This window comes from Bradyrhizobium sp. LB14.3 (assembly GCF_040547985.1).
Classification (GTDB): domain Bacteria; phylum Pseudomonadota; class Alphaproteobacteria; order Rhizobiales; family Xanthobacteraceae; genus Bradyrhizobium.
The window spans coordinates 41,270-64,108 of the sequence record NZ_JBEPQT010000020.1; the positions used below are offsets into that span (position 1 = coordinate 41,270).

General features: G+C 65.7%; 18 protein-coding genes. 6 read left to right on the top strand and 12 right to left on the bottom strand.

Going from position 1 to position 22,839, the window contains the following annotated elements:
• Window positions 1–31: 31 nt before the first annotated feature.
• Complete coding sequence (locus ABIB00_RS28500) at window positions 32–5,743, top strand: apolipoprotein A-IV repeat region-like domain-containing protein (RefSeq protein WP_354106634.1); 5,712 nt, start codon at window positions 32–34, stop codon at window positions 5,741–5,743.
• A gap of 234 nt (window positions 5,744–5,977) precedes the next feature.
• On the opposite strand, the gene ABIB00_RS28505 is transcribed toward ABIB00_RS28500, so the two are convergent.
• The 3 genes from ABIB00_RS28505 to ABIB00_RS28515 are packed head-to-tail and all read right to left on the bottom strand — an operon-like array spanning window position 5,978 to window position 8,791.
• Window positions 5,978–6,856: an MlaD family protein gene (locus ABIB00_RS28505; RefSeq protein ID WP_354106635.1), complete on the bottom strand. Its 879-nt coding sequence runs from the start codon at window positions 6,854–6,856 to the stop codon at window positions 5,978–5,980.
• 16 nt (window positions 6,857–6,872) lie between these two features.
• Complete coding sequence (locus ABIB00_RS28510; protein WP_247446368.1) at window positions 6,873–7,655, bottom strand: ABC transporter ATP-binding protein; 783 nt, start codon at window positions 7,653–7,655, stop codon at window positions 6,873–6,875.
• 2 nt (window positions 7,656–7,657) lie between these two features.
• Complete coding sequence (locus ABIB00_RS28515) at window positions 7,658–8,791, bottom strand: MlaE family ABC transporter permease (RefSeq protein WP_354106636.1); 1,134 nt, start codon at window positions 8,789–8,791, stop codon at window positions 7,658–7,660.
• Window positions 8,792–8,934: 143 nt separating this feature from the next.
• On the opposite strand from ABIB00_RS28515, the gene dgcA reads away from it, so the two are divergent.
• Window positions 8,935–9,930: an N-acetyl-D-Glu racemase DgcA gene (dgcA, locus tag ABIB00_RS28520; RefSeq protein WP_354106637.1), complete on the top strand. Its 996-nt coding sequence runs from the start codon at window positions 8,935–8,937 to the stop codon at window positions 9,928–9,930.
• Here dgcA and ABIB00_RS28525 read toward each other — a convergent pair.
• Window positions 9,900–11,096: an MFS transporter gene (locus ABIB00_RS28525; RefSeq protein ID WP_354106638.1), complete on the bottom strand. Its 1,197-nt coding sequence runs from the start codon at window positions 11,094–11,096 to the stop codon at window positions 9,900–9,902. The genes dgcA and ABIB00_RS28525 overlap by 31 nt on opposite strands.
• Before the next feature lie 75 nt (window positions 11,097–11,171).
• Between ABIB00_RS28525 and ABIB00_RS28530 the strand changes: the two genes are divergently transcribed.
• On the top strand, window positions 11,172–12,551 hold the full coding sequence (locus ABIB00_RS28530) for a hypothetical protein (protein WP_354106639.1): 1,380 nt from the start codon (window positions 11,172–11,174) through the stop codon (window positions 12,549–12,551).
• Window positions 12,552–12,749: 198 nt separating this feature from the next.
• Here the strand turns inward: ABIB00_RS28530 and ABIB00_RS28535 are convergent, their stop codons facing one another.
• Both ABIB00_RS28535 and ABIB00_RS28540 read right to left on the bottom strand, forming a co-directional pair.
• A complete protein-coding gene (locus tag ABIB00_RS28535; protein ID WP_247352190.1) occupies window positions 12,750–13,109 on the bottom strand; it encodes a hypothetical protein in 360 nt (119 codons plus the stop codon).
• Between the two features lie 98 nt (window positions 13,110–13,207).
• Complete coding sequence (locus ABIB00_RS28540) at window positions 13,208–13,651, bottom strand: RbsD/FucU family protein (protein WP_354106640.1); 444 nt, start codon at window positions 13,649–13,651, stop codon at window positions 13,208–13,210.
• 208 nt (window positions 13,652–13,859) lie between these two features.
• Here ABIB00_RS28540 and ABIB00_RS28545 point away from each other — a divergent pair, with 208 nt between their 5' ends.
• On the top strand, window positions 13,860–15,491 hold the full coding sequence (locus ABIB00_RS28545) for a caspase family protein (RefSeq protein ID WP_354106641.1): 1,632 nt from the start codon (window positions 13,860–13,862) through the stop codon (window positions 15,489–15,491).
• 158 nt (window positions 15,492–15,649) lie between these two features.
• On the opposite strand, the gene ABIB00_RS28550 is transcribed toward ABIB00_RS28545, so the two are convergent.
• The 4 genes from ABIB00_RS28550 to thiD all read right to left on the bottom strand — a co-directional run bounded on the left by ABIB00_RS28550 (window position 15,650) and on the right by thiD (window position 19,572).
• Window positions 15,650–16,633: a threonine/serine dehydratase family protein gene (locus tag ABIB00_RS28550; protein WP_247352069.1), complete on the bottom strand. Its 984-nt coding sequence runs from the start codon at window positions 16,631–16,633 to the stop codon at window positions 15,650–15,652.
• Between the two features lie 63 nt (window positions 16,634–16,696).
• Entirely contained in the window at window positions 16,697–17,740 is a 1,044-nt protein-coding gene (locus ABIB00_RS28555) for a glycosyltransferase family 4 protein (RefSeq protein WP_354106642.1), read from the bottom strand.
• A 13-nt stretch (window positions 17,741–17,753) separates the two neighbouring features.
• Window positions 17,754–18,566 carry a UDP-2,3-diacylglucosamine diphosphatase gene (locus ABIB00_RS28560; protein WP_354106643.1) on the bottom strand — a complete coding sequence of 271 codons (813 nt, stop codon included), beginning with the start codon at window positions 18,564–18,566 and terminating at the stop codon, window positions 17,754–17,756.
• 205 nt (window positions 18,567–18,771) lie between these two features.
• Window positions 18,772–19,572 (bottom strand): bifunctional hydroxymethylpyrimidine kinase/phosphomethylpyrimidine kinase, encoded by an 801-nt coding sequence (gene thiD, locus ABIB00_RS28565; RefSeq protein WP_354106644.1) that lies wholly within the window; start codon window positions 19,570–19,572, stop codon window positions 18,772–18,774.
• 130 nt (window positions 19,573–19,702) lie between these two features.
• Between thiD and ABIB00_RS28570 the strand changes: the two genes are divergently transcribed.
• Window positions 19,703–19,948 (top strand): Lrp/AsnC ligand binding domain-containing protein, encoded by a 246-nt coding sequence (locus tag ABIB00_RS28570; RefSeq protein WP_247352077.1) that lies wholly within the window; start codon window positions 19,703–19,705, stop codon window positions 19,946–19,948.
• Here ABIB00_RS28570 and ABIB00_RS28575 read toward each other — a convergent pair.
• On the bottom strand, window positions 19,945–20,871 hold the full coding sequence (locus ABIB00_RS28575; RefSeq protein ID WP_354106645.1) for a c-type cytochrome: 927 nt from the start codon (window positions 20,869–20,871) through the stop codon (window positions 19,945–19,947). The two genes, ABIB00_RS28570 and ABIB00_RS28575, sit on opposite strands and share 4 nt — an antisense overlap.
• Window positions 20,872–21,027: 156 nt before the next feature.
• On the opposite strand from ABIB00_RS28575, the gene ABIB00_RS28580 reads away from it, so the two are divergent.
• A complete protein-coding gene (locus tag ABIB00_RS28580) occupies window positions 21,028–21,444 on the top strand; it encodes a CHRD domain-containing protein (protein ID WP_247352082.1) in 417 nt (138 codons plus the stop codon).
• Between the two features lie 80 nt (window positions 21,445–21,524).
• On the opposite strand, the gene ABIB00_RS28585 is transcribed toward ABIB00_RS28580, so the two are convergent.
• Complete coding sequence (locus ABIB00_RS28585) at window positions 21,525–22,820, bottom strand: cystathionine gamma-synthase family protein (RefSeq protein ID WP_247445524.1); 1,296 nt, start codon at window positions 22,818–22,820, stop codon at window positions 21,525–21,527.
• Between the last annotated feature and the right edge of the window lie 19 nt (window positions 22,821–22,839).

The following is a 22,839-nucleotide window of genomic DNA, read 5'->3' on the forward strand; positions in this document are numbered from 1 at the left end:
CGCGTACAAGTAACGAGGGCTCGGACTGAACATGGCAAACACTCCGAAAAAGGTCAAAGACCCGACAGAAGATGCGCTTTCTGCGATCCAGGAAGCCCTGAACATCAGCGACACGGCTGCGGACACCAGCCGCAACGCCTCGATGCGTAACGAAACGTCGCCTCCGGCCGCGCCACCGACCCCCCCGATGTTCGACGAACCGAGCTTCGACCCGCGTCCTGCCGCGAACGAACGCGCGATGTTCGACCAGATCGAGGAGCCGCGCTCCTCGCGCCGCGCCGCCAATGACGACCGTGCGACCATCGGCCAGCTCTTGCAGACGTTGCAGACGGGACGCCCGACCCGCAACGTCTACACCGGCGCGACAATCTTCACCGTCATCTGGCTCGCGGCCTGCGCCGCGCTGACGGTCGGCTTCCTGCCTTCGATCCAGGCGGCGATGGGGCAGAGCGGCGGCGTGTTGGCCATTGCCGGCCTCGTCACGATGTTCTTCGCGCCGATCATGCTGTTCTTCTTCCTGGCGAGCCTCGTCTGGCGCGGCCAGCAAATGAGCTCGGTCGCGCAGGCGATGGCGCAGGTTGCGATCCGCTTCTCCGAGCCGGAAGGCTCGGCTTCGGATTCCATGGTGACCGTCGGCCAGGCCATCCGCCGCGAGGTTGCGGCGATGGGCGACGGCATCGAGCGCGCGATCGCGCGCGCCGGCGAGCTCGAGACGCTGGTCGCCAACGAGGTCGCGGCGCTCGAACGCGCCTATTCCGACAACGAAGTGCGCATCCGCGCCCTGCTCCAGGACATCGCGCATCAGCGCGACAATCTGGTCGGCCAGGCCGAGCAGGTCCGCAGCGCCATCTCCGGCGTGCAGATCGATCTGCGCCATGACATCGCGCTGATCTCGGACGCGATCGCCTCGCGCGTCGACGAGGTCGCCAAGTCCATCACCGGCGCGCTCGAAGAGCGCGGTGCCCACATCACCGGTGCACTCAGCAACGCCGGCGACAACATGATCCTCGCGCTCGGCGAGCGCGGCGGCGACCTGCTCGACCGCCTCGAAGAGGCCAGCAACGAGACCACGCGCGCGGTGCTCGACGCCAGCGAGCGGCTGACCACCAGCCTCAATTTCAAGACCGGCCACGTCCACGACGAGTTCGTCGACCTCGCCGACCGCGTCCACGAGATGCTGAACGAGCGCATCGACCGCATCACCGGCGAGTTCGAGCAGCGCTCCGCCGCGATCGTCGACGGCATCTCCGAGCGCACCGAGCAGGTGCACGACAGCCTGAAGAATTCGTCGGACTCGCTGCTGCTCGAGCTCGAGCTGCGCTCCAACGACCTCTCCGCCAAGATCGACGACGCCGGCAACCGCCTCGCCGGCCACATCATGACCTCCGGCGACAAGGCGAGCGAAGCGCTCGACGCCACCGTCAACACGCTGGTCGCCAAGGTCGTCAGCCAGACCGAAACCGCGCACGACTCGCTGTCGCTCCAGATGAGCGCCTTCGACGAGCTGGTGAAGAACCAGGGCAGCGAGCTGGTCGAGAAATTCGCCCGCGACTCCGGCACGCTGGGCGCATTGATCACCCGCCACATCTCCGAATTCGACCGCACCGTGAAGACGTTCGGCGGCGAGATCGTCGATCGCATGGGCCAGCGCACCCAGGACATCCACGAGAGCCTGAAGAGCTATGTCGACAATTTCGACACCCGCTTCACCTCCAACGGCGGCGCGATCACGGCTGTCCTCGACCAGCGCCTGGTGCAGTTCGAGACCACGATCGGCGAACGTGTCACCAACTTCGATGCCTCGCTGAACGGCAAGATATCCGGCCTCGACTCTGCAATCGACGGTCACATCAAGACCTTCGACGAACAGCTCGTCGGCCGCGTCGCCGCGCTCGAACAGTCGTTCGATACCCGTGCGAAGTCGGTCACCGAGACCATCGACGGACGGCTCAACACGCTCTCCTCGTCGCTGACCGACGGTGCCGCGCAGGCGATCCAGTCGATCGACTCCCGCCTCACCCACCTCACGACGTCGCTGACCGACGGCGCATCGCAGGCGATCGAGACGATCGACACCCGCCTCAACTACCTCGCGACCTCGCTGACCGATGGCGCATCGCAGACCATCCAGACGATCGATACGCGGCTGACGCATCTGACGACCACCCTCACCGGCGGCGCCTCGCAGGCGCTCGAATCCATCGACACCCGCCTCACCTACCTGACCACCGCGGTGACGAACGGCGCCTCGCAGGCCGTGCAGTCGATCGACACCCGCCTCACCCTCCTGACCTCGACGCTCACGGACGGCACCGCGCAGGCGATCGAGGCGGTCGACCGCCGCATCACCAGCGTCGGCGAACTCATCGACGGCCGCAGCATGCATCTGACCGACACGGTCACGGCGCGCTTCCAGGACATCCACCAGGCCATCGAGACCAAGGTCGGATCGGTCGCCAGCGACATCGACATGCGCGTGGCGCAGTTCGAGGACCTGCTCGGCTCGCGCGTCGAGGCAGTCGCCGGCCGCATCGAGAGCAGCGGACGCCAGGCCAGCGAGGACATGATGTCCCGCGCCGAGATGATCTCGACCGCGATCCGCTCGCATGTCGAGGACGCCGAACGCTCGCTCACCAACCTCGTGGTCAACACCAGCGAGACCATCCAGACCGGTGCGCGCACCGCGCAGCAGTCGCTGATGACGGTTTCCTCCGACGTCAACGCTCAGCTCAAGATGACCTCCGCCGAGGTCGAGCGCGCGCTGACCGCGGTCGGTACCGGTGCCGCGAACTCGATCCTGAGCAGCGCCCGCGAAGCACAGTCGACGCTGGTCGCCGCATCCGGCGAGGCCTCCAACCAGATCAAGGGGCTCGCGGCCGACGTCGAACGGACGCTGTCGTCGGCGGGCTCGGCGACCGCCGCCTCGATCCTGGCCGGTGCCCGCGAGGTGCAGACCACGCTCGTCACGGCGTCCTCGGACGCGGCCAACCACGTCAAGACCCTCACCGCCGACGTGCAGCGCTCGCTGTCGATGGCCGGCTCCTCCACGGCGGAATCGATCACCGCCGGCGCCCGCGATGCGCAGAGCACGTTGATCGCGGCCTCGAGCGAGACCGCCAACCAGATCAAGGCGCTGTCCTCGGACGTGCAGCGCTCGCTCTCGATGGCCGGCACCGCGACGGCCGAGACCATCATGACCGGCGCCCGCGAAGCCCAGAGCACGCTCGTCAACGCGTCCTCGGATGCGGCCAGCCAGGTCAAGTCGCTGGCGGCCGAAGTGCATCGGTCGCTCTCGCAGGTCGGCCAGTCGACCGCCGAGACGATCACGACCAGCGCCCGCGACGCCCAGAGCACCCTGCTGGCGGTCTCCGCCGAACAGACCGGCCAGGTCCGTTCGCTGGCGGCCGAGATGCAGCGCGCGCTGGCGACCGCCGGCGGCGCCACCATCGAGGCGCTCACCAGCGGCGTACGCGAGGCCCAGGGCACGCTAATCTCCGCCTCGACGGATGCAGCGAGCCAGATCAAGTCGCTGACCACGGACATCGAGCGCACGCTGACCTCGGTCGGCGCCGACACCGCCTCGACCATCCTCAACAGCGCACGCGAGGCGCAGACCTCGCTGACCACGACGTCGGCGGACGCCGCAAGCCAGATCCGCACGATCTCGACCGAGATCGAGCGCACGCTGAGCACGGCCACCGCGAACGCGACCAACGACATCCAGACCAGCGCGCTCAACGCCCAGAACGCGCTGATCAACGCCTCCAACGAGGCAAGTTCGCGGGTCAAGTCGAGCTCGGCGGACGTCGAGCGCTCGGTGCTCGCCGCCAGCAGCAGCTTCGGCCAGGCCATGACCGGCAAGACCGACGAGATCGTCACCTACGTGCAGCAGCAGTCCGACCGTCTTGCCAACATGATCGATGCCAAGCGCGGCTCGCTCGTGGACGCGATCGGCTCGAAGACCAGCCAGCTCACGCTCGACATCGACCGTGTCACGTCCGACGCGCTGAAGTCGATCGAGACGCGCGGCCACGCGTTCTCGCAGACGATGATGGGCAACGGCTCCGAAGTGGCACGGACCATCAACTCGGCGAGCGAGATGGCGACAGGTGCCGTCAACAAGTCGCTCAAGGACCTCGAGCAGGCCTCGCGCGTGGCGATCGACCAGTCGCGCCAGGTCTCGATCGCGGCCGTCACCGAGATGCAGGAGACCAGCAAGATCCTGCGCACCGACACGGTCGCCCTGTTCGAGCGACTGCGCGAAGGAAACATCCTGCTCCAGGAGGTGCTGACCGGTGCGCACGACAACCTCAACTCGCTCGAGCGGGCGCTGGTGACGCGCGTCGCCGACTTCGTCTCGGCGATGAACGACGTCACCTCGCGCAACGGCGCTGCGACGCAGAACCTGGAAGACCAGCTCAACGTCTTCAACAGCAAGACCACGCGGGCGCTCCAGGATCTCGGCGAGCTGTCGACCCAGTTCGACGCGCACGGCAAGGCACTCGTCGAGGCCGCGCAGGTCGTGGAGCAGAGCAACAAGAACACCACCGCCTCGCTCGCCGAACGCAAGCTGGCGCTGGAATCGCTCGTCACCACGATCGACCTGCGCACGGCCGATCTCGACCAGCGTCTGTCGCGCTTCACCGGCCTGCTCGATGAATCGCTGGCGGCCGCCGAAGAGCGCGCTCGCGACATCGCCCGTGTCGTGGCCGAGACGGCCGGCGCCGGTTCCGCCGCGATCACCCGCCAGTTCGAGGCGGTACGGTCGGCCTCCGAAGAGGAGCACCGGCAGACAGTCGAGGCCATGCACGACATCTACCGCCAGACCACCGACGAGGCGGATACGATGTTCAAGCAATCGACCGAGAAGTTCACCAACCTCGTCTCCAGCATGAAGCAGATGGCGTTCGAGATGCACAACGAGCTCGAAGCCACCCGCAACGAGCTGCGCCGCGGCGTGCTCGAGATGCCGCAGGAGGCCGCCGAGAGCACTGCGCAGATGCGCAAGGTGATCGTCGACCAGATCGAGGCCCTCGCCGAGCTCAACCGCATCGTGGCCCAGCATGGCCGCGGCCTCGATGTCTCCACGACGGGCCGCGCCAGCGTGCAGCGCCAGGAGGAGCCGATGCTGGCGACCGCGGGTGGCCGCAGCACAGAGACCCGCATGCGCGACACCGGCAGCGCCTCCACGCTGCCGCCGCCGGACCTCGGCATGCCGGCCTCCTCGCGCCGCACCGAAGCTCCGCCGGTCGCGCCCGCCGGCAACGATCAGGGCCGCGACGGCTGGCTGTCGGACCTGTTGAGCCGCACGGACGCCAACCAGGGTGCGCCGACCGGACGTGAAGCCCAGCGCGGCCGCCAAGCCGCCGCACCGGCTCCGCAGCCACAGGCGCCGCAAGGTGGCGGCAATCCGCTGGAATCGCTGTCGCTCGACATCGGCCGGCTGATGGACCGCAACCTCGCTGCCGAGATGTGGGACCGCTACCAGCGCGGCGAGAACAAGGCCTTCACCAAGCGCCTCTACACGCCCGCCGGCCAGAAGGCTTTTGACGAGGTCGCCCGCAAGTACCGCTCCGATCGCAACTTCAAGGGCACGGTCGACCGCTACGTCGCCGAGTTCGAACGCCTGCTCGATGAAGTCGCCCGCGACGGCCGCGGCCCGCAGGAGCTGCGCAACCACCTGACCTCGGAGACGGGTCTGGTCTACACCCTGCTCGCGCACAGCGCGGGCCGGCTGGGGTAAGCGGCTCGCAGCGACAGCGAACAGCGAATGAAAAACGGAGCCCTCGCGGGCTCCGTTTTGTTTTTGGGGGACGTCGTTGCGGGGAGCGATCGCAGCCCGTATGGAGCGCAACTCCACAAACACCGTCATTGCGAGGAGCTCTTGCGACGAAGCAATCCAGACTGCCCCCGCGGAGATAGTCTGGATTGCTTCGCTTCGCTCGCAATGACGAGGTGAGAGACGAGTGCAACGTGGCTACTGCCGCCTGCGCTCCGGTGTCGCGGGCTTTAGCGGTTCCGGCGGCGGCGGCGCGGCGACCGGTGCGCTGTTGCTGGCGCCGAACAGCACGCGGGTCGGGTTGCGGTCGAAATTGTTCACGGCGCGGCTGATGTCGCCCAGAGTACGGCGGCCGTCGGTCATCAGCGCGCCGGAGCGCTTGTCGAAATCGTCGGCCAGTTCGCGGATCGACTTCACCGCCAGGAACAGCTCACCGCCGTCCTTGCCGCCGGCGAGCGTGTTGAGGCCGAGCATGAGGCTGTCGGCCTTGAGCATGACGCCGTCGACCTTGGCCATCACGCCATCGATCTTCTCGGAGTTGCGGGCGAGCGAGTTGGTGAAGGTCTCAAGATTTTTCAGCGAATTCTTCACCGATTCCTGATTGTCGGCGACGATCTTGTTGATGTTCTGGAGCGTGCCGCGGATCGCCTCGGTGACGTCCTGGAGCTTGTTGGGATCCGCCGTCAGCGACGGGATACCGTCCTCGTCGAGCGGTGGCGGAGGTGCCGCCTCCTCGCCGCCCTTGAGCGAGATCGCGGCGACTCCGGTCAGGCCCTGGAATTCGAGGCCGACCAGGGTGTCCTTGCGGATCGGGGCGTTGTTCTCGACCATGGCGAGTGCGACAACCCGCCGCGGGTTGTCGAGCTTCACCGAGACCACCTCGCCCACTCGGATACCGTTGAAATTGACGCTGCCGCCGTTGCGCAGGCCCGCCGCCGGGCCCTCGAACACGACGCGCAGGGGGCTGCGCTGCTTGGTGGTGTGCAACGACTGAAACCACAACACGAAGCCGATCGCAGCGGCGATCACCGCCAGCGTGAACGATCCGATCAGCACGTAATTTGCACGCGTTTCCATCAGCTACTCCGGCACCTCAGCCCATCACCGCGCGAGCGCGCTTGCCATGGAAATATTGCCTCAGCCAGGGATGCTGCGAGGCCTGCATGTCGGCGATCGACCCTGCCGCAATGATCTTACCGTTCCCTAAAACGGCGATGCGGTCACATGCTGTGTAAAGGCTATCGAGATCGTGGGTTACCATGAAAACAGTCAGCCCCAAAGTGCGCTGGAGGGTCCTCACCAGCTCGTCGAAGTCGCCGGCGCCGATCGGGTCCAGGCCTGAGGTCGGCTCGTCCAGAAACACCAGATCCGGATCGAGCGACAGCGCGCGCGCAAGCGCCACGCGCTTGATCATGCCGCCCGACAATTCGGAGGGAAAGCGATCGGCGACTTCGGGCTTGAGACCCACCATGGTGAGCTTGGCGATGGTGATCTCGTCCATCAGCCGCTGCGACACCCGCAGATATTCGCGCATCGGAAACTGGATGTTCTGCCGCACCGTCAGCGAGGAGAACAGCGCGCCCTGCTGGAACAGCACGCCCCAGCGCCGCTCCACGTTGCGACGCTGCGACGTATTGGAGGCATCCAGATCGACGCCGAACACCTCGATGCTGCCTGCGACCTTCGGCACGAGGCCGATGATGGTGCGCGTCAGCACCGATTTGCCGGCACCCGAGGGGCCGACGAAGCCAAGAATCTCGCCGCGCTTGACGTCGAGGTCGAGGCCGTCGAGCACGCGCGTCGCGCCGAACTGCACGGTGATATCGCGGACGCGGATGATCGGGTTTTGAATTCCGTTTCGAACTTCCTGCGCCATCGTCACATCCCGATCGAGGCGAAGAAGATGGCGAACACGCCGTCCATGACGATGACGAAGAAGATGCCCTTCACCACGGACGCCGTCGTGTGCTGTCCGAGCGATTCCGCGCTGCCCTGCACGGCGAGCCCTTCGACACAGGCGACGATGCCGATCACGGCGGCCATCACAGGTGCTTTCACGATGCCGACGATGAAATGGTCGATCGAGATGGCGTCGCGCAGGCGCAGCAAAAACGCTTCGGGATCGACGCCGCCATAGAGCCAGGCGACGAGACCGCCGCCATAGAGCGCGGCCATGGCACCGAGGAAGGCCAGAATCGGCAGCGCCAGCACCAGCGCCAGCATGCGCGGCAGCACCAGCACCTCGATCGGGTCGAACCCCATGGTGCGCAATGCGTCGATCTCCTCGCGCATCTTCATCGAGCCGAGCTCGGCGGTGTAGGCGCTGCCCGAGCGGCCCGCGACCATGATCGCGACCAGGAGCACGCCGATCTCGCGCAGCACCAGCACGCCGAGCATGTCGACGACGAAGATGTCGGCGCCGAACCTGCGGAAATGGAAGATACCTTGCTGGGCGATGATGCAGCCGATCAGGAAGGTGATCAGCACCACGATCGGCACCGCGCGCCAGCAGACCTGCTCGAGATGATGCACGGTCGAGGTCAGGCGGAACGAGCGCGGGTGAATCAGGGTGCGCGCGCCCGCCGCGAGCACCGCGCCGAGCATGTCGATCAGGCCCGCCACGGTGCCGCCAACGCCAGCCACGGCCCGGCCGATCTGCTCCAGCATGCCGGTGATGGTGACGGCGCCGGTGTCGATCACGGGCGTCGCCCTGACCCGCCGCACCTCGTCCACGAGGCTCGAATAATTGGCGGACAGCCCCGCGATCTGCGCCTCGACGGCGCCTTGGGTCAGGCTGCGGCGCAGCCGTTCGATCAGCCAGGCGCCGAACGTGTCCAGCTTGGCCACCTCGGAAACGTCGATGAAAACGCTTTGCGAACCGCCCGCGAGCTTCTCGGCGTCAGCCACCATCCGCTCCAGGACCGGCGCGAAGCTCGCGGTCCAGGTTCCGGTGGCGCAGAGTGCCAGCGCGTTGCCTTTCGCAATCCGTTCCAGCTTCGGATCGCCGCTCAAGATGTCCGCTCCCGTGCCGGGGCGCTGGAAACGGATGAAATCAGATGGTTGCGCACGCGCCCTTACCCAGAGAAGGTGTCCCCGACTGGTTAACCTTAGTTGCTAGAGGTAACTAGCAGGTTCAGATTTCGCCAGAGTTCAAAATGACTTCCAGCAAAGTTCCGGCCCTCGCCGCGCGAATCGAGCGCTTTCCCATCGCCGGCAGTTTTACGATCAGCCGGGGCGCCAAGACCGAGGCCGTAACCGTCGTGGCCGAGGTGAGCCGAGACGGCCTGATCGGCCGCGGCGAATGCGTGCCCTATCCCCGCTACGGCGAAACGCCCGAGGTAACCCTTGCGGCCATCCAGGCCATGCAGGAGGCCGTGGCGAGCGGACTCACCCGGCGGACCCTGCAAGCCGCCATGCCGCCCGGTGCGGCCCGCAATGCCCTGGATTGCGCCCTGATCGATCTGGAAGCCAAGGCGGCGGGGCTGCGGGCCTGGAGCCTGCTCGACCGCCCGGTGCCGGGCGAGCGCACCACGGCCTACACGATCTCGCTGGGCACCCCCGAGGCCATGGCGGCGGCGACCGCCAAAGCGGCGCACCGGCCGCTGCTCAAGATCAAGCTCGGCGGTGACGGCGACGGGGAGCGGATCGCGGCGGTGCGCAAGGCCGCCCCCGAATCCGAGCTGATCGTGGACGCAAACGAGGCCTGGACCGAGGCCAATCTGGAGCACAATCTCGCGACCTGCGAGGCCGCCGGCGTCACCCTGGTCGAGCAGCCGCTACCGGCCGGCAAGGACGACGCGCTGGCGCGGATCAAACGGCCGCTCGCGGTCTGCGCCGACGAGAGCGTGCATGACCGCCACTCGCTCGCACCTTTGCGTGAGCGCTACGACGCCGTGAACATCAAGCTCGACAAGACCGGCGGCCTCACCGAGGCGCTGGCGATGGCGGATGCCGCGCAGGCGCTCGGCTTCGAGATCATGATCGGCTGCATGGTCGCAACCTCGCTGGCGATGGCGCCGGCAATGCTGGTGACGCCGCAGGCCCGCTTCGTCGATCTCGACGGTCCGCTGCTGCTGGCGCGCGACCGCGATCATGGCCTTCGGTATGACGACAGCCTGGTCTATCCGCCGGATTCTTCGCTCTGGGGCTGAGCCTTGAGCCGGTGCCGCGCCGACCAGATGAGAAGTGCACCGGCGCCGGCCATCGCAGCCATGACGTAATACAGGCCGTCGCCGATGCGGGCGTAGATCGCGCCTGACGCGATCGAGGTGGTCGCACCCAGCAGCCCGTTGCACGCGGCGTAGTAGCCCTGCCCCCGCGCGATCTGATGCGACGGCACGCGCTGCACCAGGAGATTCATGGTGCCGAGGATGGTCATCCCGAAGGTCAGGCCGTGGCCGAGCTGCACGACCGCGAGCAGCGCGAGCGGCGGATCGTGCGCGGTGACGACCCAGCGCACCACCGCGCTCGCGCCCCCGATGGCCATGAGCGAGGACGGGTGCAGCGAGAAGCGCGGCGACAGCGCGAACACCATGATCTCGGCGATCACCCCTAACGTCCACAGGCCCGCGATCGTCAGCCCGCCGAGGCCGTGGGCCTGCCAGTTGATGGCCGAGAACGTATAGTACGCGACGTGACTGCCCTGGATCAGCGCGGCCGAAACGATGATGGCCCAGAAGCCGGCATCGTGCAGCAGCGCCTTGCCGGCGCGCGCCGCTGTCGTCCTTCGCCTGACATCGTCGAGCGGCTGCAGGAAAAGGCTGGCGGCGACCGCAACAACGGCCCAAGCGACGATGACCCAGATCAGATCGCGCGCCGCGATGTGGTCGACGAGATAGCCGCAGGCGAGCGAGCCGGCGGCGAATGCTGCCGAGCCCCACAGCCGCACCGGTCCGTAGTCGAGCCCGTAACGGGCGACACCGCGCAGCGCATAGGCGTCGGTCAGCGGGGTCGTCGGCGTCCACATCATGCAGGTCAGCGCGTAGATCAGGAACAGCGCCAGCGGCTGTCCCTGCAGGCCGACGGCTGTAAATCCGATCGCCGTCGCGAGCACGGACACCATGATGCCGGCGCGAATGGCATGTCGCTTTTCGGCAAGGGCCGTGATTTGCGGCAGCGTGGTGAAGCGCGTGATCGCCGGCAGCGCGTTGATGAGGCCGATCCAGGCCGCGTCGATGCCGATCGCCTTCAGCCAGACCGGAAAGAACGGCAGATGCGTACCCGACACCGCGAACACGGCCGAGTAGAACACGGCGAGGCTCACGGCGAATCGCCGCTTCTGAGATACCGCGATGGGGATTTGTGATTCGGGTGCCATCAAACCAATTGCGATTCGGTCGATATCGTGGTGATCGTTACTGTAACGCGCCGTGATTTGCGCGACGAGATTGACATGGCCAACGAAGCATTCGCCCTCTCGCCTATGTCTGCCCGCGCGGCCGAGCCGAACGAGCAGGATTACGACGCGATCCGCGAAGCCTTCATGGAGACCGCGCGCGGCCGCTGGTTCCTCGGTGAATACGCCAAGCGCAACCGCAATGCGGACACCCGCATGGTGCTCGACGCGGTCGCGAAAATCGAAGAAACCCTTGCGACACAGCGCCAACCCGTCATCGAGGACCGCCTGCCCCAGGCGCTGGTCGCAATCCGGCGCGCGATCCGCGAAGCCGAGACGATCGCAATCGCGGCCTTCGATCCCGCGGCGTTCGAGGCGAGCCTCGCGCCGATCCCGCGCGGCCTCCGCATCATCAAGGAGATCTCCTGGCGCTGGCGCGAGATCGGCGCCGACGGGCGAATCTGCGATCTGATTGATTCGCAGCTTGCCTCCATCGAGGCGGCCTGCGCGCAAGTTTCGACCATCGACCCCCATACCGACCTCAAGGCCGCATTCGATCTGCTCAAGGACCGGATCGACCAGATCGACGGCGACGCAACGCCGCAGGCTGCGCACCCCTCGCCGGCCCCGGTGCAGGACGCGCCGTCGTCCGCGGCGGAAGCTCCGCCTGTGGAGGTCGCGCCTGCCGCAATGGCCAGCGAAGCAGCCGTAGCTTTTGCGGAGGCGCCGCAGGACATAGCAGCGATCGAGCCCGAAGCAGCCGTGGAAGCGGCCGGCGTCGCTGAGACCTTCTCCGTTGCCGAGCAGGCGATGGACGCCGCCCTGGAGCCGGAGATCGTCGCCGAGAGCCAGACCGCGCCTGAAGCCGCCGGTTTTGAAGAGCCGGCCGCTAAGCCCGCCGTCTTCGCCGAGGTGACGGACGAATTTTCGCTCGACGCCGCCGCGGAAGCCGAGGACGACGCCATACTCGAGGCCATCGCGCTGGAGATGGCCGCGCCAGATCCGGAGTTCGACGAGATCATCGAGCCGGTCGAGATGGAAGCGGCCATTCCGGAGCCGATGGTTGCGGAGGCCGCAGCGCCCATTGCAGCCGAGATGCCGGGGCCGATCGCACTTGAGCCCGCCGCCGCGCCAGTCGTGGAGGAGCCCGTAGAGGAAGCGCCGATTGCGATGGAATCGCTTGCGCGCCTCACCAACGCCATTGCGGAAGCCGCCGCCGAAGTGATGGAGCAGCCGGCGCCGGTCATGGCAGCCGCCGCGACATTCGGCGCAGCGCCGATCACGACGCTGCCGATGCCCTCGCCGGTCCCCGAAGCCTCACTCGGCGCCACCATCCTCGCCAGCGGCATCCTGCAAAAGCCCCGCGCCGCCGCAAACGATCCCATGGCGCCGATCCGCCGCATGACCCAGGCCGAGAAGATCGCGTTCTTCTCGTAAGGGGACGCGGCATGCTCCGTCTCGTGTCCCGGACAAGCTGCAACGCGCGAGCGTTGCGGCGCAGAACCGGGACCCAGAAGGCGACACAGTATGGCGCGGATGGATGGGCCCCGGCTCTGCAGCGCACCGCTAAAGCAGCGCTGCGCTGCGTCCGGGGCACGAGAACGAGCCGCGGCCGCGCGAGATTAGCTCAGCCGATCACCCGCAATTCCACACCGCGCCGATCGGTGTCCGCGTCCAGCACGGCCCAAAACTGCCGCCATTGTAGCGGCCGCCGCCGAAGCCGGGCCGGCCGAAATAGCGCCACTCGCCGTCCCAGCCGTAATATTGGGGGACCGGATCGATGTACCAATGGCGCCGGTCGCTGCGCGACATCCGCCGCATCGCTTCCTTCTGCTTGTAGAGCGGAACGCTGTTGCTGAGCGGCTGGCGATAGCCCGGCAGGAAGCCGTAGCCATGCCAGGCTTGCTTGGGACGCTTTTGAATTGACGCAGCGGGCGCGACGGCCGGCAGCAGCGACAGGATGACAGCAACAGACAGACACATGAGGCGCGACATGGATTGACGATAGACAGTCGAGTCCGGGAACGCCATTCAAATTCGAGTGCCAAGCTATTTGCACGATCGCGCACCAATCGGATGGTCCGAGAATTCCCCTAGCTGACCACACCCTTCCTGATCAGGAAGCATCCGTAACCCCTGCTGTCGCCGACCTGCACGACGCCAAAGCTCGCTGCCGCTGCCCGGTAAAAATCCGGCCGCGCGAGTTTTCCGGGCGTGACGGGGCGGCCGACGGCGCGTTCGATCTCGGCCAGCACCACACGCTGCACGTCGGGGACGCGGTCGGGATCGTCGACCGGCATCATCACGCGCACCGGATCGGGATCGAAATCGTCGAGCGGGTAGACCGACATGATGGCGCGGATCGCGGTCTCCATGGTCATGCCCGGCAACTGGATCAAGCGCTGCGAATTCGTGCTCTGCGCGATGCGGGTTGCCGGGTGATTGGCATCGACGAAAACGAGGTCGTCGCCGTGGCCCATGGCGGCGAGTAGCCAGAGCAGGTCGGGCGTGAGGATCGGATCGATCGATTTCAACATGTGACGGCATTTCCTTGAAAAGCATGTCATCGCCGGCGAGACCCGGCCCGGCCCGGCCGGACACCGGCCGCTCACCCTAGCAGGTTCCAAGCGTGATTCAGATCACGTAGGCCACCATGGTGATCGCGATCACGGACCAAAGGCTCGAACGCGGCCAAGCTTCCTCGCAACCAATCTCGTATCGAGATCAGTGCCAGAGGAGCACGCCATGTTCCGCCTAAAGCCTTTCCTGATGACCGCGGGCCTGCTGGGAAGCCTGTTCGGCTTCGCCTGCGGCCCTGTTTCCGCGCAAGTCGCCCCGGTCGAGCCAGCTCCCACCGCGCTGCAAGGCCCTGAGCAGCGGGTCGCGCTGGTGATCGGCAATTCGAACTACCAGAACGCGCCGCAGCTCGCCAACCCCGACAATGATGCGGAGTCGATGGCGAAGTTCCTGAACTCCGCCGGCTTCGAAGTGGTCGCCGCGACCGACCTGACCCAGAACGACATGCTCCGCGTGGTGCAGGACTTTTCGGCAAAAGTGTCCGCGCGCGGCCCGAACACGGTGGCGATGGTGTACTATGCCGGTCACGGCGTGCAGCTCGCCGGCGAGAATTACCTCATTCCCGTCGATGCCAAGGTCTCGAGTCAGACCGAGCTGGTCAACAATTCGGTGCGTCTGGTCGACGTGATGTCGACGCTGGAGACGATCCCGAGCCGCATGCGCATCGTCATCCTCGACGCCTGCCGCAACAACCCCTTCCCCAACGTCAACGACGCCGGCCGCGGCTTGGCAATCGTCGATGCCCCGAACGGCTCGATCGTCGGCTACTCGACCGCGCCGGGCGCCGAAGCGCAGGACGGCTCGGGCGGCCACAGCCCCTACACGCAAGCCTTCCTCAACGTCGCGCGCGAGCCCAACGTCCCGATCGAGCAGCTGTTCAAGCGCGTGCGCCTCGAAGTGAACCAGACCACCAGCGGCGCACAAATCCCCTGGGAGAGCTCGTCGCTGACGTCCGACTTCACCTTCTTCGGCGACACCGCTGTTGCCGCCAACCGCGCGCCGGTGAATGCGCCGGTGGTGCAGATGGCCTCCAACCTGCCGAGCCGCTCGACGCGCCAGGCCTATGACTACGTCGTGTCCGAAGCCCGTCCGGAGTACTATCAGGAGTTCATCACGATGTATCCGCACGACCCGCTGTGCGATCACGTCCGTTGGCTGCTCTCCAACCTGCTGCTCTCGCAGGCCTGGCACAAGGCGGTGCTCGCGAACTCGCCGCTCGGCTACAAGAACTTCTACGACAGCTACGGCAACACGCCCTATGCGCAGGTCGCGCTGAAGCTCCAGATGCAGCCGAAGCAGATCTCCTTGATGCAGGCGACCAAGTTCCTGGCGCCGCAGAACGTCAACCCGACCTTCAAGATCGGCAATCTCGGCCAGCCCAAATACATGCCGCTACAGCAGAGTAATGGCGGCGCGCAAGTGAACGGCAATCTGCCGATCGTGCAGAAGCCGGGCGACAACAACGGCATCGGCAAGCTCGGCAATGGCGGCACTGCCAACAGCGCTACCAACAGCACTCCTGGCAAGATCGTGAGCATGCCGGTGAATGTCGGCAAGGGCGGCACGGACGTCGGTGCAAAACCCGTCAACGTTCAGACCCAGAACAATCCGATCCGCATCAACAACGGCGCGAAGATCAACAACAACCCGGTGAACAAGGTGCAGATCCAGAACAACACCCGCCCGCAGTTCAACACGACCAACCGGATCGGCAATGGCGGCAGCAACAATTTTCGCCAGTCGATGAACCAGAGCCAGGGCAATAATGGCAGCAACAACCACCGCAGCTTCATGCACTGATCGCACGGAGAAGAAGGTGCGCTCCCTCTCCCGCTTGCGGGCCGCAAGCGGGAGAGGTTGCACCGAGCAAGCGGCAAGTTCGAATCCACCAAACGAAAATACAGAAAGGGGCAGAGCGGCAACGTTCTGCCCCTTCTTCATGTGAGACGATTAGAAAATCAGGCCACCAGCTCCGCGAACAGATCGGCATCGACATTGCCGCCGGAGAGCACGATGACGACGTTCTTGCCGGCAACATCAAGACGCCCCGCAAGCAGCGCGGCCAAGCCCACCGCTCCGCCCGGCTCGACCACGAGCTTCAGCTCGCGATAGGCGAACGCGACGGCCGCGCCGACTTCCTTGTCCGACGCGGTCACGCCGCGCGCGAGCAGCTTGCTGTTGATCGCAAACGTCATCTCGCCTGGGATCAGGGCCATCAGCGCATCGCAGATGGTGCGGCCTGCCGGCCCGTGCGGCTCGCGATGACCTGCGGTCAGCGAAAGGCCGTGATCGTCGAACGACTCGGGCTCGGCGACGACGATTTGGGCTAACGGATAGCGCGCCTTTACTGCCGTCGCGACGCCCGCGATCAGGCCGCCGCCAGAGGCCGGCGCGACCACGATGTCAGGGGCGAGACCGAGCGCCGCCATATCCTCCGCAATCTCGCGGCCGGCAGTGCCTTGGCCTGCGATCACGAAGGGATCGTCATAGGGCCTGACCAGCGTCGCGCCGCGCTTCTCGGCGATGCCGCGCGAGATCGCCTCGCGGTCATCGCGATCGCGGTCGTACAGCACGACCTCGGCGCCATAGGATTTGGTGCGCTCGCGCTTCGACAGCGGCGCATCCGCGGGCATCACGATGGTCGCCTGCATGTCGAGGATCTTTGCCGCCGCCGCCACCCCCTGGGCATGGTTGCCGGAGGAGAACGCGACCACGCCACCGGCGCGCTTGTCCTGCGGGATCGAGGCGACCTTGTTGAAAGCACCGCGAAACTTGAACGAACCGGTGCGCTGGAGCATCTCCGGCTTCAGGAACACCTTTGCGCCGACGCGCTCGTTGAGCACGGGAAAGGACAGCAGCGGGGTGCGGACCGCGAAGGGCGCGATCACGCGTGCTGCGGCATCGATATCGGCAGGGCCGATCGGGAGGAGCTGTTCGGTCATAACCGACCATATCGCGGCTATCGAGGCGCGGGCAAGACACCTCCACGCGAGGATTTCTTCCGCTCAGGCGACGAAGCGCGCCGGCTCCGCCCCGTTCCGGCCCGGCAGCACCGCGCCGACCGCCAAAATGCTGTCGATAAAATCCCAGGCCGAGGCTTCCCAGGTGTAGTTGGCGGCGAATTCGACACAGTCCTGCCGGGAGATGTCGAGCGCGGCGAAGCAGGCGCTGCGCAGATCGTGATCGAGCACGCCAACCGGCGCGTCGCCGATCACGTCGCGGGGCCCCTTCACCGGGAACGCCGCGACCGGCAGGCCGCTTGCGAGCGCTTCGAGGAGGACCAGGCCAAACGTGTCGGTCTTGCTCGGAAACACGAAGACGTCGGCGGCCGCGTAAATGTCCGCCAATTCCTCGCCGTGTTTTTCGCCGAGGAAGATCGCGTCCGGATAGGCCTCCTCCAGCGCGATACGCCCCGGACCGTCGCCGACGATCACCTTGGTGCCGGGCAAATCGAGGTCAAGGAATGCCTCGAGGTTCTTCTCCACCGCGACCCGGCCGACCGAGAGGAACACCGGTGCCGGCAAACAGAGATCGATCGCGCGAGGATGGAACAAATGGGTGTCGACGCCGCGGGGCCACAGCACCACATTGTCGAAGCCGCGCTCGGTCAGCTCGCGGGCGAGCGCAGGCGTTGCCGCCATCACGGCGCGGCTGGGGCTGTGGAATCGGCGCAGCGCTCGCCAGATCAGCGAGCCCGGCACCGGCACGCGGGCGCGGACATATTCGGGAAAGCGGGTGTGGAAGCTGGTCGTGAAGGGCAGCTTGCGCTGGCGGCAATAGCGGCGGACCATCAGGCCGATCGGACCTTCCGTTGCAATGTGGATGCTGTCCGGGTGCGCCTCTTCGATCAGCTTCGCGATCCGCGCGGGGCGCGGCATGGCCAGCCGCACGTCCCGATAGCTCGGCATCGCAAAGGTGCGGAACGATTGCGGCGTCAGGAACGCGAATTCGACGTCGAGGCTTTTGGCGGCGTCAGCAAGCTTGGTCAGCGTCCGAACCACACCGTTGACTTGCGGGTGCCAGGCGTCGGTCGCGACCAGAATGCGCATCAGGCTGCCCTTGTTATGCAGCTTTGGCTGCGACCTGCGGTATCTGTGCCGGCTTCTCGGCCTGGTCCGCCCAAGTGATGATCTCGAAACGGCCGTCGTCGTGCTCGACCAGCGCCGTACAGCTCTCGACCCAGTCGCCGCAATTCATGTAGCGGATGCCGCCCTCGTCGCGGATCACGGCGTAGTGGATGTGGCCGCAGATCACGCCATCGGCGTCATGGCGCCGCGCCTCGGCGGCGAGCGCCTGCTCGAACGCGCCGATATAGTTGACGGCGTTCTTGACCTTTTGCTTGGCCCATTGCGACAGCGACCAATAGGGCACTTTGAACATGCGCCGGAAGAAATTGACGAAGCGATTCATCTGGATCGCGAAGTCGTAAGCCTTGTCGCCGAGATGGGCGAGCCAGCGCGCGTTCTGCACCACGAGGTCGAAGATGTCGCCGTGGATGACGAGATAGCGCTTGCCGTCCGCGCCGGTGTGGACAGTGTTCTCGACGACGTCGATGCCGCCGAAATGCGTGCCGTAATAGTTACGAAGGAACTCGTCGTGATTGCCGGGGATGTAGATGACCTTGGCGCCCTTGCGCGCCTTGCGCAAAAGCTTCTGGACGAGGTCGTTATGCGATTGCGGCCAATGCCAGCTCGATTTCAGCGCCCAGCCGTCGACGATGTCGCCGACGAGATAGATCGTGTCTGCATCATGGAAACGCAGGAAGTCGAGCAGAAGGTCGGCTTGAGAACCGCGGGCTCCGAGATGAACGTCGGAGATGAACAACGTGCGAAAGCGCCGCTCAGGGCTCTCGTCACTCACATCGTAACTTCCCATGCGACAGCCTGTAACAATGTCCCGTGACAGGGGGATGACCAATTGAACCTTTGACGCACCCTCGGATACGAATCGCGCCTTGCCTCGCCCTCCCCGCGAATATCAGTCGCATGCGACAATCAGGCGACATCACGCCGCAGCAACCTCCGCAAGAACCCGGAACTGCTGGCTGGATGGGTTAACGGCCGCGCGCTCGCGGCCGGTCTCAGTAAAATCTGTGGAAATGATGGATCGGCCCGTGGCCGTGGCCGACGCTGAAGCGGTCGGCGGCCGCGATCGCAGCGCTGATCCAGGCCTTGGCGTTGCGCACGGCGCGCTCGAGATCCTCGCCTCTGGCCAGCCCGGCGGCGACCGCCGAGGACAGCGAACAGCCGGTGCCATGGGTGTTGCTTGTGGCCACGCGCGGCGCGGCGAGCGCGATCGTGGTCTTGGCATCGACGAAATAGTCGGTGCTCTCGGCGCCCTCGCCGTGCCCGCCCTTGATCAGGACCGCACGGCAGCCCAACGCCAGCAGCCGGCGCCCCTGGCTCTCGATCTCGGGCTCACTTGTCGCGACCGGCTCGTCGAGCAGAGCTGCGGCCTCGGGCAGGTTGGGTGTGATCACCGAGGCCAGCGGCATCAGTTTGATGCGCAGGGCGTCGATGGCTTCGGACGCGAGCAGGCGATCACCCGATGTCGCCACCATCACGGGATCGAGCACGATGTGTTGGGGCTTCCAGCGCGACAGTGCGGCCGCGATCGCATCGATGCTGGCGGCCTGCGCCACCATGCCGATCTTGACCGCGCCGACCTCGAGATCGGAAAACACCGCGTCGATCTGCGCGGTGACGAACTCGGCAGGCACGGCGTGAATGCCGGTGACGCCGCGCGTGTTCTGCGCCGTCAGCGCCGTGATGGCGGAAGCGCCGAAGACACCGAGCGCGGCAAAGGTCTTCAGGTCTGCCTGGATGCCGGCACCGCCGCTCGAATCGGAGCCGGCGATGGTGAGCGCCACGGGGGTGATCATGGGCCGACTTTCCGCTTCCTGGGGACCATGGCCCCTCCTAGCGCGCATATACAGAGGCAGCAAGTTCGCTTGCCAAATCCGGCCGGTTTTGGCCTATTAGCCGGTCAGATATGCCTTCGGAGTGACTGCAATGGTTCCTTTTTTCGTCCAGATCAAATGCAAGCTCGGCCAATCCTATGTGGTCGCCAATGCGCTTGCCGAAGCCGAGATCGCCTCCGAGATCTATTCCACGGCCGGTCAATACGACCTGCTGGTGAAGTTCTACGTCGACAACGACACCGATATCGGCCACTTCGTCAACGAGAAGGTGCAGGTGCTGCCGGGCATCCAGGACACCCTGACCATCATCACCTTCAAGGCGTTTGGCGCGACCTAACTTCCTTCTTTGCGCTTCGGTCGCGGCGGACCGTCCACCGGCGGCAGCGATTTGAGATAGTCCGCCATCGCCGCGAGATCCTCGTCCGGCAATTGCGAGGTGTTCTTGATCACCCGCGTCATCGCACCGCCGACGCTGTCGCCGTCGGGGAGTTCGCCGGTCTTCAGGAGATAGGCAATATCCTTCGCGCTCCACTCCCCAAGACCCTTCTGCGTGATGTTGGGCACCCAGCCCTCGCCTTCCGGATTGGGTCCGCCGGCGAAGCGTTCTCCGGCGATGATGCCGCCAAGCGCATTGCGCGGGCTGTGGCATTCCGCGCAATGGCCAAAACTGTTGACGAGATAGGCGCCACGATTCCATTGCGGCAACTTCGCGCTGTCGGCGACGAAAGGCTTGCCGTCCATAAACAGAAGTTTCCAGATGCCGACGTTGCGCCGGATGTCGAAGGGAAAGCGCACATCGTGGTCGCGCACCTTGCCTGCAACGGCCGGCAGCGTTTTCAGATAGGCGAAGAGATCAAGCACTTCCTCGCGCCTGGCATGCTGATAGGACGTGTAGGGAAAGGCCGGAAAATAATGCTGTCCGTCCGGCGAGACCCCGCGCATCACCGCGTTGACGAATTCGGCATCGCTCCATTTGCCGATGCCGTAGGTCGGATCGGAGGAGATGTTCGGCGCGTAGAACGTTCCGAACGGCGACTTGATCGCGACGCCGCCGCCGAGCCTGAGACGATCGGGCTGGTCGGGGACGGCATGGCATGAGGCGCAGCCGCCGGCGTTGAACATCACCTCGCCATTGGCAAGATCAGGCACGTGGGCAGGCGCGCCACCGCCGGCCGCCACCACCGGCGCGCTGAGCCACCAATAGGCGCCGGCTGCGGCGAGTGCGGCGAGCAGCGCCACGGAGATGGTTCGTCGCAACATGCGGTCCTTTCGTGCCTCGCGGCGAACCTTATGACCGATGTCTTCCCCGCTCCAGCCACGAAGAATTTAGCCCACCGCGGCCTAAAACGGGAATAAACTGAAATGCCGGCTGTTGGAAGTTTGGCAGCCCAAACGGGTTCAGCAGGGAGAAGAGTCATGAACAAGACCGTCATCGCCGTGTCAGTGCTCGGCGCCGTTGCCTTTGCGGGTTCGGCCAGCGCGGAAAAGCTGAAAGCAACGCTCGACGCCAAGTCCGAGGTGCCCGCAACGACCAGCAGCGGCACCGGAACGGCCGATCTGGACTACGACGCCGCCAGCAAGAAGCTGTCCTGGAAGGTCACCTATTCCGGCCTGTCCGGCCCGGCCACCGCCGCCCATTTCCACGGACCCGCCGAGGCCGGCAAGAACGCCGGCGTCGCGGTCCCGATCCCCGGCGCCGCCAAGAGCCCGGCCGAGGGCTCGGCGACATTGACCGACGCGCAGGCCGCCGATCTCCTGGCCGGCAAGCTCTACGTCAACATCCACACCGCGGCCAATCCGGGCGGAGAGATCCGCGGTCAGGTGATGAAGTAACCTTTCGCACTGTCCGACAAAAGGGCGGCTGCTTACGCAACCGCCCTTTTCGATTCACGGAGCCCGCGCTGGCGCATACGTCACACGTCAGGTTCGGCCGCATTCAACGCCTGCGCGAGGTCGGCGATCAGGTCCGAGGGGTGTTCGATGCCGATCGACAGCCGGATCGTGGAATCGAGGACGCCGATTTTCCGGCGGATATCGGCGGGAACGCCGGAATGGGTCATGGTGGCAGGCAGGCTCGCAAGCGACTCCGTTCCACCAAGGCTCACCGCCAGCTTGAGGATCTGCAGCGCGTTGAGGAATTTCATGGCCGCCGCCTTGCCGCCGACGATGTCGAACGAGAACGTGGATCCCGCACCTGAGCATTGCCGCGCGAACACAAGTCCGGCCGGCGAAGCCGCTTCGTGATGACCGAGATAGTGGACCTTGGCCACTTTGGGATGGTCGCGCAGATAGTCGGCCACGAGGCGCGCATTCGCATCGGCCTTTTCCATCCGCAGGCTCAGCGTCTCGAGCGACCGATTGATCATCCAGCAGGAATGCGGATCGAGCTGGGTGCCGATGGCGCCCCGGAGCGCCTTGATGCCTTTCACGACCGCCTTCGCGCCGAGCGCGGCGCCCGCGATCAGGTCTGAATGACCGCCGACATATTTCGTGAGCGAGTACAAGGAAATATCCGCGCCGTGCTCGATCGGCCGCTGAAACACCGGTCCGAGCAGCGTATTGTCGCAGGCGATGATCGGGACGTGTCCTTGCTTCTTTCCGATGACGTCGGCGATACGCCGCATCATCGCGACGTCGACCAGCCCGTTGGTCGGGTTGGCCGGAGTTTCGATCAGGATCATCGAGACCCGGCCCTTGCCCATGGCCTCTTCCGCGGCCTGGCTGACCACAGCTTCGTCAACACCATCGGCGAAGCCGACGGCGCCGATCGACAGACGCGCAAGCGTATTCGTCAGCAGGGTTTCCGTCCCGCCATAGAGCGGCTGGGAGTGCAGAATGACATCGCCAGGGCGGACGAAAGCCAGGATCGTGGTTGCGATGGCCGCCATGCCCGATGAGAACAGCGCACAGCTCTCGGTGCGCTCGTAGATCGCGAGCCTGTCCTCGACGATTTCGCTGTTGGGATGATTGAAGCGCGAATAGACCAGGCCCGCACCCATCCCTTCCGGAGGCTCGCGCCGGCCGGAGACGAAATCGAAGAAGTCCTGCCCATCCTCGGCCGTCTTGAACACGAACGTGGAGGTCAGGAACACCGGCGGCTTGACGGCGCCTTCCGACAATTGCGGATCATAGCCATAGGTCAGCATCAGCGTTTCGGGATGCAGCATATGGTTGCCGATGTGCGTCTTCGACGGGAACGGTTTCACCATGGCTTGTCTCGCTGTTTGA

Excerpts from the sequence above, each read along its gene's own strand:
- ABIB00_RS28500 (WP_354106634.1), top strand. The coding sequence starts at position 32 with ATGGCAAACACTCCGAAAAAGGTCAAAGACCCGACAGAAGATGCGCTT.
- ABIB00_RS28505 (WP_354106635.1), bottom strand. The coding sequence starts at position 6,856 with ATGGAAACGCGTGCAAATTACGTGCTGATCGGATCGTTCACGCTGGCG.
- ABIB00_RS28510 (WP_247446368.1), bottom strand. The coding sequence starts at position 7,655 with ATGGCGCAGGAAGTTCGAAACGGAATTCAAAACCCGATCATCCGCGTC.
- dgcA (WP_354106637.1), top strand. The coding sequence starts at position 8,935 with ATGACTTCCAGCAAAGTTCCGGCCCTCGCCGCGCGAATCGAGCGCTTT.
- ABIB00_RS28525 (WP_354106638.1), bottom strand. The coding sequence starts at position 11,096 with ATGGCACCCGAATCACAAATCCCCATCGCGGTATCTCAGAAGCGGCGA.
- ABIB00_RS28530 (WP_354106639.1), top strand. The coding sequence starts at position 11,172 with ATGGCCAACGAAGCATTCGCCCTCTCGCCTATGTCTGCCCGCGCGGCC.
- ABIB00_RS28535 (WP_247352190.1), bottom strand. The coding sequence starts at position 13,109 with ATGTCGCGCCTCATGTGTCTGTCTGTTGCTGTCATCCTGTCGCTGCTG.
- ABIB00_RS28540 (WP_354106640.1), bottom strand. The coding sequence starts at position 13,651 with ATGTTGAAATCGATCGATCCGATCCTCACGCCCGACCTGCTCTGGCTA.
- ABIB00_RS28545 (WP_354106641.1), top strand. The coding sequence starts at position 13,860 with ATGTTCCGCCTAAAGCCTTTCCTGATGACCGCGGGCCTGCTGGGAAGC.
- ABIB00_RS28550 (WP_247352069.1), bottom strand. The coding sequence starts at position 16,633 with ATGACCGAACAGCTCCTCCCGATCGGCCCTGCCGATATCGATGCCGCA.
- ABIB00_RS28555 (WP_354106642.1), bottom strand. The coding sequence starts at position 17,740 with ATGCGCATTCTGGTCGCGACCGACGCCTGGCACCCGCAAGTCAACGGT.
- ABIB00_RS28560 (WP_354106643.1), bottom strand. The coding sequence starts at position 18,566 with ATGGGAAGTTACGATGTGAGTGACGAGAGCCCTGAGCGGCGCTTTCGC.
- thiD (WP_354106644.1), bottom strand. The coding sequence starts at position 19,572 with ATGATCACCCCCGTGGCGCTCACCATCGCCGGCTCCGATTCGAGCGGC.
- ABIB00_RS28570 (WP_247352077.1), top strand. The coding sequence starts at position 19,703 with ATGGTTCCTTTTTTCGTCCAGATCAAATGCAAGCTCGGCCAATCCTAT.
- ABIB00_RS28575 (WP_354106645.1), bottom strand. The coding sequence starts at position 20,871 with ATGTTGCGACGAACCATCTCCGTGGCGCTGCTCGCCGCACTCGCCGCA.
- ABIB00_RS28580 (WP_247352082.1), top strand. The coding sequence starts at position 21,028 with ATGAACAAGACCGTCATCGCCGTGTCAGTGCTCGGCGCCGTTGCCTTT.
- ABIB00_RS28585 (WP_247445524.1), bottom strand. The coding sequence starts at position 22,820 with ATGGTGAAACCGTTCCCGTCGAAGACGCACATCGGCAACCATATGCTG.